The organism is Delftia sp. SD018, from assembly GCF_017355445.1.
Lineage (GTDB): Bacteria > Pseudomonadota > Gammaproteobacteria > Burkholderiales > Burkholderiaceae_C > Comamonas > Comamonas acidovorans.
Genome location: NZ_JADDRN010000009.1, coordinates 149,153 through 162,620, shown reverse-complemented (window position 1 = coordinate 162,620; position 13,468 = coordinate 149,153). Strand labels below are relative to the sequence as shown.

General features: G+C 67.7%; 11 protein-coding genes. 7 read left to right on the top strand and 4 right to left on the bottom strand.

Features of this window, described 5'->3' with window-relative positions; all coding sequences use genetic code 11:
- Positions 1-34: 34 nt before the first annotated feature.
- The 4 genes from INR38_RS11735 to INR38_RS11720 form a co-directional block, all read right to left on the bottom strand.
- Positions 35-1,372 (bottom strand): MmgE/PrpD family protein, encoded by a 1,338-nt coding sequence (locus INR38_RS11735; RefSeq protein ID WP_207443594.1) that lies wholly within the window; start codon positions 1,370-1,372, stop codon positions 35-37.
- Positions 1,373-1,443: 71 nt separating this feature from the next.
- Entirely contained in the window at positions 1,444-3,546 is a 2,103-nt protein-coding gene (locus INR38_RS11730; protein WP_207443595.1) for an acetate--CoA ligase family protein, read from the bottom strand.
- Positions 3,547-3,550: 4 nt separating this feature from the next.
- The gene (locus INR38_RS11725) at positions 3,551-4,342 is read right to left on the bottom strand and encodes an enoyl-CoA hydratase/isomerase family protein (protein ID WP_207443596.1); all 792 of its coding nucleotides are present in this window, start codon (positions 4,340-4,342) and stop codon (positions 3,551-3,553) included.
- Between the two features lie 33 nt (positions 4,343-4,375).
- Positions 4,376-5,353, bottom strand: coding sequence for a tripartite tricarboxylate transporter substrate binding protein (locus tag INR38_RS11720; RefSeq protein WP_207443597.1), 978 nt, complete (start codon positions 5,351-5,353; stop codon positions 4,376-4,378).
- Positions 5,354-5,629: 276 nt separating this feature from the next.
- Between INR38_RS11720 and INR38_RS11715 the strand changes: the two genes are divergently transcribed.
- The 7 genes from INR38_RS11715 (at position 5,630) to INR38_RS11685 (ending at position 13,282) form a co-directional block, all read left to right on the top strand.
- The gene (locus tag INR38_RS11715) at positions 5,630-6,418 is read left to right on the top strand and encodes an IclR family transcriptional regulator (protein WP_034390686.1); all 789 of its coding nucleotides are present in this window, start codon (positions 5,630-5,632) and stop codon (positions 6,416-6,418) included.
- A 186-nt stretch (positions 6,419-6,604) separates the two neighbouring features.
- Entirely contained in the window at positions 6,605-7,549 is a 945-nt protein-coding gene (gene rpoH, locus INR38_RS11710; protein WP_012203622.1) for an RNA polymerase sigma factor RpoH, read from the top strand.
- A gap of 97 nt (positions 7,550-7,646) precedes the next feature.
- Positions 7,647-8,639 carry a tripartite tricarboxylate transporter substrate binding protein gene (locus INR38_RS11705; protein ID WP_207443598.1) on the top strand — a complete coding sequence of 331 codons (993 nt, stop codon included), beginning with the start codon at positions 7,647-7,649 and terminating at the stop codon, positions 8,637-8,639.
- A 19-nt stretch (positions 8,640-8,658) separates the two neighbouring features.
- Positions 8,659-9,405 (top strand): sterol desaturase family protein, encoded by a 747-nt coding sequence (locus INR38_RS11700; protein ID WP_012203620.1) that lies wholly within the window; start codon positions 8,659-8,661, stop codon positions 9,403-9,405.
- On the top strand, positions 9,402-10,337 hold the full coding sequence (locus INR38_RS11695) for a fatty acid desaturase (protein ID WP_207443599.1): 936 nt from the start codon (positions 9,402-9,404) through the stop codon (positions 10,335-10,337). The genes INR38_RS11700 and INR38_RS11695 overlap by 4 nt, the downstream gene beginning before the upstream one ends.
- 15 nt (positions 10,338-10,352) lie before the next feature.
- Positions 10,353-12,305, top strand: a complete 1,953-nt coding sequence (locus INR38_RS11690; RefSeq protein WP_207443600.1) for a 3-oxoacyl-[acyl-carrier-protein] synthase III C-terminal domain-containing protein — start codon at positions 10,353-10,355, stop codon at positions 12,303-12,305.
- Entirely contained in the window at positions 12,305-13,282 is a 978-nt protein-coding gene (locus INR38_RS11685) for a hypothetical protein (RefSeq protein ID WP_043824665.1), read from the top strand. The genes INR38_RS11690 and INR38_RS11685 overlap by 1 nt, the downstream gene beginning before the upstream one ends.
- Positions 13,283-13,468 lie beyond the last annotated feature (186 nt).

Below are 13,468 nucleotides of genomic sequence, written 5' to 3'. Positions count from 1 at the left end.
GGCCAGGCTGCAATCCACAAGCGATGCAGCCCTGTCAGGCCGCGAGGCCTGCAAGGCAGCCCGCCCGTTCAAGCTCCCAGATGTTGGAAAGCAGCTGCCGGGCACGTCCCTCGCCGGCAACGGGCGCGGCAAGCTCCATGAACTTGTCCTCCAGTTCCCCATCCGACAAAGGCAGCTCGGGATCGCCCTTGCGGTCCGGCTGGAACCAGCCATGGCAGCGGCCATCCCTGGTGACGATTTCCACGCGCGCCGATCTCTTGCCAGGGAAGGCCCGGTCGATTTGCGGGTCCACGGCCACCTGGACACGCCCAAGCATTGCGCGAACGGCGGGATCGGCCAGGCGCTCCGGGGTGTACGCCGAAAGCCGCACGCTGCCATGGACCAGGGCCGTGGCCACCACGAAACGAAGACTGAAGCGGGCTTCGTTTTCCGTCGCAGGATCGGTGTAGCAGGCGATATCCAGGGCCGGGCCATAGGTGGCCACGGCCACGCTGCAGATGTCGTCCGCCCGCAGGGCATGCTGGCTGCGCAAGGCCAGCGCGGCGTCGATGGCGGCGAACGTATGGCCGCAGCCGACGTGGTTCTTGAAGGTGAGCCGGGTGATGTGGAAGTCCCTGCCCAACGTCGCACCGATGTCTGACCAGTCGGGTCCGTCGCTGACTGCGCGGCCCAGGCCCAGCTCTCCATCCAGCACGTCCAGCGATCCCGTCACCCCCTGGTGCGCAAGCTGCGCGGCCAGCAGGCCAGCCTCCGCTGCGCGCCCGGCATGCAGGGGCTTGGACATCGAATCCATGCGAAATGCCTGCTGCAACCCGGCAGAGAAGGTGGCCGCCGTGGCCAGTGCATGGGCGAATTGCCCTGCATCCAGCCGCAGCGCATACCCTGCGGCTGCCGCTGCCCCGAAGACGCCCACGGTGCCGGTGTTGTGCCAGAAGCGGTAGTGGGCCCGACCCAGGGCCACGCCGATGCGGGTGGAGACCTCATAGCCCAGCACCACGGCACGCAGGAAGTCCAGGCCACTGGCCCCTGCCTGCTGGCTTGCCGCCAGCGCCGCCGCAATGGTTGCGGCCCCGGGGTGGTACATGGCATCGCGGAAGCTGTCGTCCACCTCGGCGGCATGGGCCGCCGAACCGTTGAACAGTGCCGCCGCCCGCGCCGTGGCCATGCGGCCGTTTCCAAGCCGGCAGGACCCGCGGTCCAGATCCTCGGCAAGCACCTGCTCCAACTGTGCAAGAGGGGCCGCGCCCAGCCCCGGGAACAAAGCGGCATACCAGTCGATCACGGCACGCTTGGCATGGTGGATGACGGCTTCGGGAAGCTCGGTACGGTGGTATTGAGCGGCAAACTGCCCGAACACTTCGGTCGCATGCATGCGTGGTCTCCTTGGATTGGCCCTCAATGAGGCCGTCTTTTTTTGGAAGAAATGTGCAGTACCTGGCGCCCTCAGGCCAGAACCAGCACACCATCGGCAGCGCACACGCCCTGGCCCTGCGGCAGCACGAACACCGGGTTGATCTCCGCTTCGATCACGCGGTCGCCCAGCCGGGCGGCCATTGCAGAGAACGCGACGATGGCATGGGCCAGCGCATCGACATCGGCCCTGGGCCGGCCGCGAAAGCCGTCCAGCAACGGCCAGGTCTTGAGCTCCCTGGCCATCTCCAGCGCGTCAGACAGGCTCAGTACCCCCAGCTGAGAGCCGTCGTCCGGCAGCAACCGCAGCGTGGTGTCCTGGAACAGCTCGGCCGTCACGCCTCCCATGCCCAGCATCACGGCGGTGCCCAGCGCATCCTTGTGCAGGCCAAGAATCAGCTCGGTGCCACCGGCCACCATCTGCTGCACCAGGAACCGGTCCGGGCGCACGCCCGCCCTGGCCTGCACGTCGGCCACCATCGCGCCCAACCGGGCACCTATGGTTTGCGCAGTCAGGCCGACGGCGACACCGCCGACATCGCTCTTGTGCGTGATCCGGGACGAAAGGATCTTGAGCACCACCTGGCCGCCCAGTTCGCGCGCTGCGGCTTCGGCCTCTTCGGCGGTGCGCACCACACGCTCGGCCGCGCACGGCACGCCGAAACGGCGGAAAACGGCCTTGGCCTGCGCTTCATCAAGGCAGCCAACGGGCAGGTCCTGGTCATGCACGGAGCCTTTTCCTACGACCGGCACGGAAGGCGCACCCTGGAAGCCGTTGACGCCCAGCATGCCCGCCAGCGCGGCCGTGCAGCTTTCCGCCGCAGCGAAGGCCGGCACGCCGCGTTGCGTGAGCAGCGCGCCGATCTCCGGCGCATGCGGGCTGACGTAGGCCAGCACCGGCTTGTCGGAGTGGGGCAGGCAGTCCTGGATGGCACCGGCCAGCAGCTCGGGCATGGCCAGGCTGGAGGAGCCGACGATGATCACCAGCGCGTCGTAGCTCGGGCTTGCCAGCAAGGCATGGATGGCGCCGCGCAGCAGGTCGGGACGCAGGCCCGCCAGGGTCACGTCGATGGGGTTGCGGTCCAGCACGGCCTCGCTGCCGGTCTGCAGCGCGCGCAGTGCGTCGGCTGTCGCCTGGTCAGGGGCCGGCGTGTCGAATCCGGCCACGCCCAGATCGTCCGACACCAGGGTGCCCGCACCGCCGGTGGACGTCAGGATGGCGATGCGCCTGCCGCGCAGCCTGCGGCCCGTGGCCAGCGCAGCGGGCACGTCCAGCAGGTCGGAAAAGCTTTGCGCACGAATCACGCCGACCTGCCGGAACAGCGCGTCGTACATGCGATCCGCACCGGCCATGGCGCCCGTGTGCGATACGGCGGCCTTGGCGCCGGCCTCGGAGCGGCCGATCTTGAAGGCCACCACGGGCTTGCCGGCACGCGCGGCCTTCAGGCAGGCGGCACGGAACCTGGCGGGATGGCGCACCGTCTCCACATACAGCGCGATCACCTTGGTGGCCGGGTCATCGGCCAGGTGGTCTATGAAGTCGGCCAGTTCCAGATCCACTTCGTTGCTGGTGGAGATGAGCTTGGACAGGCCGATGCCACGCGCGGCGGCACGCGACAGCAGCGAGCCCAGGATGCCGCCGCTTTGCGAGACGACGCCGATGCCTCCGACGGGGAACTCGTCCATCTCCAGCGCGCCCGAGGGCGACAGCACGATCCGGTCGGTCAGGTTGACCAGCCCGATGGTGTTGGGCCCCAGCAGGCGCATGCTGCCGGCCGCCTCGATCAGCTGCCGCTGGCGGTGCGCCCCGTCCTCGCCCGTTTCCGTATAGCCGCTGGCCAGCACGATGGCTGCCGCGCAGCCCAGCGCCGACAGCTCCCTGACGGCCTGGTGCGCACGCTCGGCGCCCAGCAGCACGACGGCCACATCGGGCACTTCAGGCAACGAGGCCACATCGGGATAGCAGGCCAGATCGCCGATGCGCTCCACGCGCGGATTGACGGGAAGAATGCGGCCGGCAAACCCGTGCTTTTGCAGGTAAGCCACCGGGCGGCCCGTGGTCTTTTTCAGGTCGGCAGAGGCGCCTATGACGGCGACACTGCGCGGCGACAGCAGCTTGGCAATGGCTTCGCTCATGGCATCACTCCTTGCCGGCCGTCTTGGCCAGGAAGGCCTCCACCGATGCACGGTGTTCACTGCTGGTGTAGCAGATGCCCTGGGCCTGGCTGCCCTGGGCGAAGACATCGTGCGAAGACAGCTCGAAGCTCTGGTTCAGGATGGTCTTGGTCAAGGCCAGCGCGGTGGAAGAAGCCGAGGAAAGCTCGCGCGCCCAGACCTGGGCGTCTGCCACCAAGGTCTCGGCACTGGCCTGGCGGTCCACGATGCCCAGGGCCAGGGCTTCCGGCAGCTTGACCTGGCGGCCCGTGAAGATCAGCTCCTTGGCCTTGGCCAGGCCCACACGGCGCGGCAGGAAGTACATGCCCCCGCCGTCCGGGATGATGCCGCGCAGCACATAGCTCCACGCGAAGCTGGCCCATTCGCTGGCGATCACGAAGTCGCAGGCCAGCGCCGTGTCTGCCCCCAGGCCCGACGCTGCGCCGTTGACGGCGGCGATCACGGGCTTGGGCATGGTGTGCAGCAGGGCCTGGACATGGTGCACGCGCTGCTGGCGTTGCCAGCCGTTGAAGCCCACCTCGCCCGCGGGAGCATTCATGCGCCTTTGCATTCCGGCGATGTCCCCGCCTGCGCAAAATCCCTTGCCCGCGCCTGTCAGCACCAGGGCCTTGATGGCCTTGTCTGCCGCCACGCGCTCCAGGGCATCGATGAACTCGGTGCGCATGTCGTCACTCATGGCGTTGCGCTTGTCGGGGCGGTTCAGGGTCAGGGTTGCCACCGCGTCGGCGACATTCAGTTGGATCAGTTCGTAGTTCATGGCGTGCTTTGAAAGCGATCGCAGCCAGTGCGATCAATCGGGATGGATGTTGTTTTGCTTGACGATCTGCGCCCAGCGCTTTTCCTCGGCCTGCACATAGGTGTCCAGTTCCGCCGCAGGTCCGGCATTGACCATCAGGCCCTCGTGCTCCAGCTTGCGAACGAAGTCCGGCGAGCGGGCCGCCTTGCGGGCCGCGGCGTTCAGGCGATCGATCACGGCGGCAGGTGTGGCTGCCGGCGCGTACAGGCCGTACCAGCTCTCGACGCGGTAGCCCGGGACGGTGACGGCGATGGGTGGCACGTTCTTGAAGGCCGCAGACGGCTCGACCGTGGTGACACCCAGCACGCGCAGCTTGCCGTTGTCGATGAAGGTGGATACCGCCGCCGCCGTGGCAAACATCATGTCCACCTGCCCGCCCATGAGATCGGTGAGCGCCGGGCCTGCGCCGCGGTAGGGCACATGGGTGAGCCTGACCTTGGCAAGGTTGGCAAACAGCTCCCCGGCCAGATGCGCCGACGTCCCGGCGCCCTGCGAGGCATAGGTCAGCTTGTCGGGACTGGCCTTGGCGGCGGCCATCACGTCCGCCACCGTCTTGTACGGGCTGGCGGCGGGCACCACCAGCACGTTGGGGCCGCGGCCGATCAGGATCACCGGAGCAAAGGCCTTGTTGCTCCCGTACGGCAGCTTGGCCTGCAACGCCGGATTGACAGCGTGCGCGAACGAAGCCACGACCACGGAATATCCGTCCGGCGCACTCTTGGCAACGTTGTCGGTGCCGATGATCGTGCCGGCACCGGGCTTGTTGTCCACGATGACGGGCTGGCCCAGGTCCTTGGCCATCTCGGCCCCCAGCGTGCGGGCGATCAGGTCCGTTCCACCGCCTGGCGCAAAGGGCACGACGAGGCGCACTGGCTTTTCCGGGAATGCTGCAGATGCTGCGCTGCAGACAGTCGCGAGCACGGCAATGAACGCAATGGCCCTTGCACAACGGCGGGCGGCGAAACTGGGCATGGTGTGTCTCCTGGTTCTATGGACAGAGGTCCGGTCACTGCGCCAGCGTTGCGATGACGCTGGCGACTGGCTTGTGAAAGCTTAGGGAAACGCACCGCACTTGTGACCCCCCATATTCCAACCAGTGAAATTCCAAACCGGGCGCGCCAGAGCCTGCGGCTGCATTTCCCTTGCATTCGGTGGAATACTTGGCTTCCATCAGGCGCCCGTACCCGGGCAGGAAGAACACAGCTTTCGACATCGGGGCAAGCGCGCCCTCCCACCAGCGGCAGCAGCATGACGAACAGGCGATCCCCCATCCTCCATGACAAGCCGGGACAGTCCCCGAGCAACCGCTCCCTGGAAAGAGGCGTCGAAATACTCCGTGCGTTCAGGCCCGGCTCGGAGCTGCTGGGCAACAGCGACCTGGCGGAACGCACCGGCCTGTCCAAGGCCACGGTCACCCGGCTGACGCAGACCCTGGTGGGCTGCGGCATGCTGCAGGCCGACCACCCAAGCCGGGCCTTTCGCCTGGCCCCGGCGGTCCTGAGCCTGGCGCACGCCATGCGCACGGGCTCGACGGTGCTCTCGATTGCGGCGCCCCTGATGCGCACCCTCGCCGAGACACGCCGGATCAACGTGGGCCTGGCATGTCCCGACCGGGACGAGATGGTCTACCTGGAATCCATCCGCTACAACCGCCGGATCGTGCTCAGGCATGTGGTCTCGGGCCAGCGCGTTCCCATGGAACTGACATCACTGGGGCGTGCCTACCTGGCAGCGGCGCCATCGGCCAGGCGCAAGGCCTTGCTCGACAGCTTCAGGCTCAAGAGGGGCGCCCAATGGCCTGCGCTGGAGCAGCAGATCCAGGCGGCGATCAAGTCCGTGAAAAGCCAAGGCTTCTGCGCCGCATCGTGGCAGCCGGAAGTGGTTGCGCTGGCCACGCCGCTGGTGACACCCGATGCCATCTATGTCCTGAACTGCAGCGTCTCCACCACGGAGCCTTTGCCGGCCATCGTGCAGGAGCTGCACCCGGCCTTGCTGCAACTGGGCCGGCAGATTGAAAGCCTGCTGGAAAAACTGTAATGCTCTCCCAGCAATATGCGCCCACCGCTGGCAAGCAGGGTTTCCAAAAATCGCTCAGACTAGGCACAAACGACTTTTGGCACTCCAAAAATGAGTGCAACCGTCTGAAAAACCCACGGAACTTTGGCTTTAGCACTCGGTCATAACGAGTGCTAATATGAAGGAATGGAAGAAAGGAACTCTGCAATGACAAACGCCTCCGGCTCCATTGCGACCACCTTGGCACCCGCTAACCCCTGGGCCCTGGTGCCGCCTCTGGGCAATTTGGATGCCTACATTTCCGCGGTCAACCGCCTGCCCATGCTCACCCTTGAGGAAGAGCAGGACTACGCCCGCAAGCTCAAAGAACACAGCGATCTGGATGCCGCAGGGCGTCTGGTGATGTCCCACCTGCGCCTGGTGGTGTCCATCTCGCGCCAGTACCTGGGCTACGGCCTGCCCCACGGTGACCTGATCCAGGAAGGCAACGTGGGCCTGATGAAGGCCGTCAAGCGCTTCGACCCCGATCAGAACGTGCGCCTGGTGAGCTACGCCATGCACTGGATCAAGGCCGAGATCCACGAGTACATCCTCAAGAACTGGCGCATGGTCAAGGTCGCCACGACCAAGGCCCAGCGCAAGCTGTTCTTCAACCTGCGTTCCATGAAGCAGGGCCTGAAGTCCGACGCCGCCATGGCCGAGGATGGCGCCATGCTGCGTGACACGCTGACCTCGGGCGAGATCGACGCCGTGGCCGAGAAGCTCAACGTCAAGCGCGAAGAAGTCATGGAGATGGAAACGCGCCTGGCCGGTGGCGACGTGCTGCTGGACCCCTCGCCCAGCGACGATGGCGAGCAGGCCTTCGGCCCCATCGCCTACCTGGCCGATGGCGCCCACGAACCCACGGCCATGATCGAGTCGCGCCAGCGCGACCACCTGGCCACCGACGGCATTGCCATGGCGCTGGATTCGCTGGACGACCGCAGCCGCCGCATCGTCGAGGAGCGCTGGCTCAAGGTCAACGACGACGGCTCGGGCGGCATGACGCTGCATGAGCTGGCCGCCGTGTACGGTGTCAGCGCCGAGCGCATCCGCCAGATCGAGGTGGCTGCCATGAAGAAGATGAAGAAGGCCCTGGCCGAGTTCGCCTGATGGCCTGACGGCCTGGGCTGACAGGCCGCTTCACGACAAACCCGGATAATCTCCGGGTTTTTTATTGCCCGCAGCCTTTGCGGCCCCTACGCACCCCATGCCCGCCAGCGCCATCTCGCCACTACGCCGCCTCTTCGCCAATGCCTTGGCCACCGCCCTGGCCTCGGCCCTGCTGCCTTGCGCTGCCGTGGCGGGCGACAGCTGGCCCAGCAAGCCGCTGCACCTGATTGTCGGCTTTCCCGCAGGATCTTCCCCGGACCTCACGGCGCGCGCACTGGCCGAGCCGCTGGAAAAGCGCCTGGGCCAGCCCGTGATCGTCGAGAACAAGGTGGGCGCAGGCGGCAACATCGCAGGCGAGCAGGTGGCCCGTGCGCGCGACGGCCATACCTTCAGCGTAATGATCAACGGCAATCTGACGATTGCCCGCCTGCTCAACCCTGCCGTGCGCTACGACCCCGTCAAGGACCTGCAGCCCGTCAGCCTGATCGGCGTGGCGCCCCTGGTGCTGGTGGCGCCGGCCGGCGCGCCCGAGGGCCGGGCCTTCCTGGAGGCCGCTGCCCAGGCCGGCAGCCGCTGGAGCTACGGCTCCCCTGGCGTGGGCACGGTGGGCCACCTGGGCATGGAGCTGCTCAAGAGCCGCTCCGCGCTCAGGCCCGAACACATTCCCTACCCCGGCTATCCGCAGGTGTTCAACGCCATCCAGGGCGGCGACCTGCAGCTGTCCATGCTGCCGCCCGCACTGGCGATGGCCCAGGTGCAGGCCGGCAAGCTGCGCGGCGTGGCCGTGACCTCGGCCGCGCGCAGCCCGCTGGCGCCGGGACTGCCCAGCCTCAAGGAGCTGGGCGTGGGGGATTTCGATCTGGAGATCTGGAACGCCGTGGCCGCGCCCAAGGCCATGCCCGCCGCCCATGTGCAGAAGCTGGCCGAAGCGGTCAGCGAGATCGTGCGCTCGCCCGAGATGCGTGCACGCCTGGCCGCCCAGGGCTGGCAGGCTGTCGGCAGCTCGCCCGAGGGCCTGGCCCTGCGCATACGCCAGGACGTGACGGCACTGGGCCGCATCATCCGCGAACAGGGAATCCACGCGCAATGACGTGCTCGATCACACTGCCATGACCGCTGCCCAAGCCTTCACCGAACTCAACGCCTGGCAGGTCATGGCCTGGGGCCTGCTCTTCTTCGGCGTGCTGTACACGGCCGGCGGCTGGGGCATGACGGCGCTCACGCGCTGGCTGCAGCGGCGCGGCGTGGGCCGCGTGCTGGACACGCGCCCGCTCAAGCCCGACCAGTTGCGCCGCGAATGGCGCCAGTCGCTGCATTCGGTGCTGATCTTCGGCATCGGCATGATCGTGCCCTGGGGCCTTCTGCAATTGGGTTGGGCGCGGCTGGAGCCCGATGCAGGCCCCTGGCGCATTGCCATCGAAATCGTGGTGCTGCTGATCTGGAACGATGTGCACTTCTGGATCAACCACCGCCTGCTGCATACGCGGCTGCTGGGGCGCTTTCATGGTGACCACCACCGCTCCATCGTCACCACGCCGTGGTCCACCTACAGCTTCCATCCCATCGAGGCGCTGATGCTGGGCAACGTCATCCTGCTGCCCATGGTGGTGCATGACTTCAGCTTTTGGTCGCTGGCCTCGGTGCCGGTACTCAGCCTGCTGCTGAACGTCATAGGCCACTCCAACTACGACTTCTTTCCCGGGGTGTCCGACACACATGCGCTGGCCGCCAGCCGGCGCCACCATCTGCACCATGCCCGGCCCAATGGCAACTACGGCTTTGCGCTGGCCTTCATGGACCGGCTGATGCGCACGCGCGTGGCACTGCCCGCCACGGCCCGGCCCAGGACGGAATGAGCCGACCGCCTGCTCGCCACGTCCAGCCACGGCTGCCCCGGCTGCGCCACTGGCGCGACCTGCAGTCGCTGGCCTATCTGGTGGCGCTGCCGCTGATCGTGTGGTGGCAGTGGCAGCACGGCTGGAACCTGTGGCTCTACGGGATCGAGCTGTTCCTCACGCTGGGCGTGGGCGTCATCCACCACAACCACACGCATTTGCGCATGTGGCGCGGGCGCTGGGCCAACCGCATCACCGACTACTGGCTGACCCTGCTGCAGGGCCACCCGACCTTTGTGTTCTGGCCCGCCCATGTGGCCAACCACCACCGCTTCCGCCACGGCCCGCGCGACATGGCACGCACCTACCGCTTCGGCGGCGACCACAACCATCTGCTGGGCTACCTGCTGCACCCGCTGCAGGCCGGCTGGGTGCTGTACCCGCTGTTCCTGCGCTGGCTGGGCCAGCTGCGGCGGCATTGGCCCGGCGCCTTTCGCTACTGCATGGGCCAGTACCTGCTGTGGCTGGGCAGCTGGGCACTGCTGCTGTCGCTGGATTGGCAAAAGGCCTTGCTGCTGGTGATCGTTCCCCAATTGCATGGCCTGCACTGGCTGCTGGCCACCAACTACCTGCAGCACGCCCATGCCGATGGCCGGCCGCTGACGCGCAGCCAGCGGATGGACAGCGCCACGCCACTGAACTACGCGCGCAATTTCGAGGGCTGGGTCAATCCGCTGCTGTTCAACATCGGCCTGCACACGGCCCACCACGAGCGGCCCCAGGCCCACTGGTCCGAGCTCACGCGCCTGCACAGCGAACACTACCGCCAGCGCGTGGCCCCTGCGCTCAACGAAGGCGGACTGCTACCCTACATGGCCCGCGTCTTCGTGCTCGGCACGGTCTGGCCGCCGGCGCGCACGCGTGCGCAAATGCCTCCCGGAACATACGACTGATACGACCCTGAACCCATGCCCGTCGCCTATTCCAACGTCTATCTGCATGCCGCAGGCATGTTCCTGCCCGGTGAACCCGTGGACAACGCAGGCATGGATGCCTACGTGGCGCCGCTCAACCGCCTGTCCGAGCGCCTCAAGCGCCGCATCCTGGCCGAGAACGGCATTGTCCAGCGCCACTACGCCATAGACGCCGAAGGCCGCACCGTCCACAGCAACACGGCCATGGCCGCCCAGGCCATCCATGACTGCCTGGCACAGGCCGGGCGTGCGCTGGGCGATGTCGGCTTCCTGGCCAGCGGCTCGTCGGGCGGCGATGCGCTCATGCCCGGCTTTGCCAACATGATCCAGGGCGAGATGGCCGCGCCGCCCATGGAGACCCTGTCCGTGCACGGCGTCTGCGCCGCCAGCGTGGGCGCGCTGCAGGCGGCGGCCCAGGCCGTGGACCGCGCGCCCGACTCGCTGGCCCTGGCCGTGGCCAGTGAAATGCCCTCGCGCCTGTTCAAGCGCTCGCGATTCGCGGCCCAGGGATACAACACGGATTTCGATGCCCACTTCCTGCGCTGGATGCTGTCCGATGGCGCAGGCGCCGTGCTGCTGGGCGGCCCTCAGGCCCTGCCCCAGGCGCCCGGCCTGCGGCTGAAGCTGCGCTGGACGCACCTGCGCAGCTTTGCGGGCGACTACCCGGTCTGCATGCAGCTGGGCCTGACGCCCGACCGCGCCACCAGCCACCTGGACTTTGCCGCCTGGGGCGATGCCGAGGCCGCAGGCGCGCTGTCGCTGCGCCAGGACATCCGCCTGCTGCCGCACCTGTTCGATGTCTGCATCCACGAATACGCCCACCTGGCGCACACGGGCTGGGTGCCCGAGCGCGGCATCGACCATTTCCTGTGCCACTACTCGTCCGAGCGCTTCATCCCCGTGGTCGATGAGCTGCTGGGCAAGGCCCAGCTCGGTATCCCGCGCGAGCGCTGGTGGAGCAACCTGGCCTGGCGTGGCAACACGGGCGCGGCCTCCATCTTCGTGATGCTGTCCGAGTTCCTGCGCACGCAATCGGCACGCCTGAAGCACGGCGACACCGTGCTGTGCTTCATTCCCGAATCGGGCCGCTTCACGGCCGGCTACATGCTGCTGGAAGTGGAGGATGCGGCCCAGGCTCCCACCGCCACCCCGGCCACGGCCGCAGCGCGCAGTGCCACCGCCGAAGCTCCCGCTGCCCCGGACCTGCTGCCCGATGTCTCCACCATCGCCCCGCCCCACGACCCGAACCAGGCCCCGGCCACGCTGGCGCCGCTGCTGACCGAACTGGCCAGCCTCTGGCAGGACTACCGCTCGCGCGTGTGGCGCACGCCGCTGCTGCAGCGCATACGCACAGGCAGGCTGCAGACCGCCGACTACGTGCGCTGGATGAGCCACTGGGTTCCCCAGGTGCGCGAGGGCAGCCTGTGGATGCGCGAGGGCGCTGCCTCGCTGACCGGAGAACACGCGGCGCTGGCCGCGCTGATCGACGTGCATGCGGGCGAGGAGCAGAACGACTTCCGCATCCTGCACGAGGACTACCTCAAGGCCGGCGGCACCGAGACCGACCTCACCCGCCTGCGCCGCAACCCCGGCGGCGAGGCGCTCAACGCCTACCTGCACGGCCTGGCCGCCACGCCCAATCCGATCGGCCTGCTGGGCGCCATCTACATCATCGAAGGCACGGGCCAGCGCATCGTGCCCAGCCTGCTGCCGCTGCTGCGCGCCAGCCTGCCGCTGCCGCCCGATGCCTTCCGCTTCCTGGAATACCACGGCGCCAACGACGAACACCACCTGGAGCGCTGGCTCATTGCCGTGCAGATGGTGATGGCGCTGGACGACACAGACGGCAGCGGGGGCACGGCGGCGCAGGCCATCGTGCGCACCGCGCGCCACACGGCGGCGCTGTACCTGATGCAGTTCGAGCATGTCCTGCCCGAGGAGCACTGATGCAACCACCAGACTTCATCGAACCGCCCCACGACGAGCGCGACCCCAGCCCCTGGCGCGCGCTGTACCTGGACCAGAGCACGCCGCTGCCCGACGACGTCAAGGCCGCCTGGCTGCGTGACTGCAGCAGCGGCTCGCGCCAGTACCTGCTGCCCTTCCTGCGGCCGCTGGCACGCACCAGCATCGTGCTCATCCAGATCCTCAAGGTGCTGCTGCCGCGCAACTGGGCGCACTCCAGGCTGCTGCACCGGCTGCTGGCCTTCAGCATGAACCGCTTCGTCTCGCCCGAGGCCAACTGGCTCATCCTGCGCCATTTCCACCTGGGCTCGCAGATCCTGGCCTTTGTCGCGGCCAACGCGCCCACGCCCGTGTCCACCACACCGCTGGAGCCGGACAGCATCGACGACATCAAGGACGACCTGTTCCTCAGGCACGACCTGAACCTGTTCAACTTCGTCATCCGCCTGAACAACGCGCTGCGCGCCGCAGGCCAGGAACTGCAGCCCGTGGCCGAGCCCGACTTCGCCATGCTGCGCAACCCGCCCCTGCGCCTGGAGGACATGCCGCGCGGCCGCCTGAACCTGCTGGACCTGCAAAGCGCCATCGAGGTCTACACGCCCGTCTACCAGCTGCTGCTGACCGACAACGACTTCTGGCGCGCCAGCAACTCGCTGCAGCTGGACGAGACCGTGGCCATCTATGCGGCCAAGATCCTCGCCTCGCCCGAGCACCTGGTCATGCTCAACAACAAGCACCCGCTGGTGCCCCTGTCCACCCTGCGCGCAGGCCACCGCCTGGTGCTGCACGGCCTGTCCACCGAAATGCTGCACTGCCTGCTGATGAAGGTCGCCAGCGGGGACATCCCGCTGCCCGCACGCGAGCTGGCACGCATGCGCGAGGCGGCCCGCGCCCACGGCAGTGGCAGCAGTGACAGCAGTGGGAGCGCCAACAACGCCGACAGCACCGCCGCCGTCTGACCCAGGTCAAGAAACAGCGGCAGATGGCCGCCATCCCGCGCGAAACGCGTTACATCGCGTTGCATTCAACGGCATAGCCCGCTAGCCTGCACGGCTTCTCCCGGGGCGCGCCGCCCGGGTCCACTGCCGGTGCCCTGGGTGGCTGTCTGCCCGCCCAGGCTGCGGCGCATCCTAGCCTGCGTGCCC

What these genes read in the sequence shown, in the direction of transcription:
- rpoH (WP_012203622.1), top strand. Translation starts at nt 6,605, where the DNA reads ATGACAAACGCCTCCGGCTCCATTGCGACCACCTTGGCACCCGCTAAC.
- INR38_RS11685 (WP_043824665.1), top strand. Translation starts at nt 12,305, where the DNA reads ATGCAACCACCAGACTTCATCGAACCGCCCCACGACGAGCGCGACCCC.
- INR38_RS11700 (WP_012203620.1), top strand. Translation starts at nt 8,659, where the DNA reads ATGACCGCTGCCCAAGCCTTCACCGAACTCAACGCCTGGCAGGTCATG.
- INR38_RS11695 (WP_207443599.1), top strand. Translation starts at nt 9,402, where the DNA reads ATGAGCCGACCGCCTGCTCGCCACGTCCAGCCACGGCTGCCCCGGCTG.
- INR38_RS11690 (WP_207443600.1), top strand. Translation starts at nt 10,353, where the DNA reads ATGCCCGTCGCCTATTCCAACGTCTATCTGCATGCCGCAGGCATGTTC.
- INR38_RS11730 (WP_207443595.1), bottom strand. Translation starts at nt 3,546, where the DNA reads ATGAGCGAAGCCATTGCCAAGCTGCTGTCGCCGCGCAGTGTCGCCGTC.
- INR38_RS11735 (WP_207443594.1), bottom strand. Translation starts at nt 1,372, where the DNA reads ATGCATGCGACCGAAGTGTTCGGGCAGTTTGCCGCTCAATACCACCGT.
- INR38_RS11720 (WP_207443597.1), bottom strand. Translation starts at nt 5,353, where the DNA reads ATGCCCAGTTTCGCCGCCCGCCGTTGTGCAAGGGCCATTGCGTTCATT.
- INR38_RS11715 (WP_034390686.1), top strand. Translation starts at nt 5,630, where the DNA reads ATGACGAACAGGCGATCCCCCATCCTCCATGACAAGCCGGGACAGTCC.
- INR38_RS11725 (WP_207443596.1), bottom strand. Translation starts at nt 4,342, where the DNA reads ATGAACTACGAACTGATCCAACTGAATGTCGCCGACGCGGTGGCAACC.
- INR38_RS11705 (WP_207443598.1), top strand. Translation starts at nt 7,647, where the DNA reads ATGCCCGCCAGCGCCATCTCGCCACTACGCCGCCTCTTCGCCAATGCC.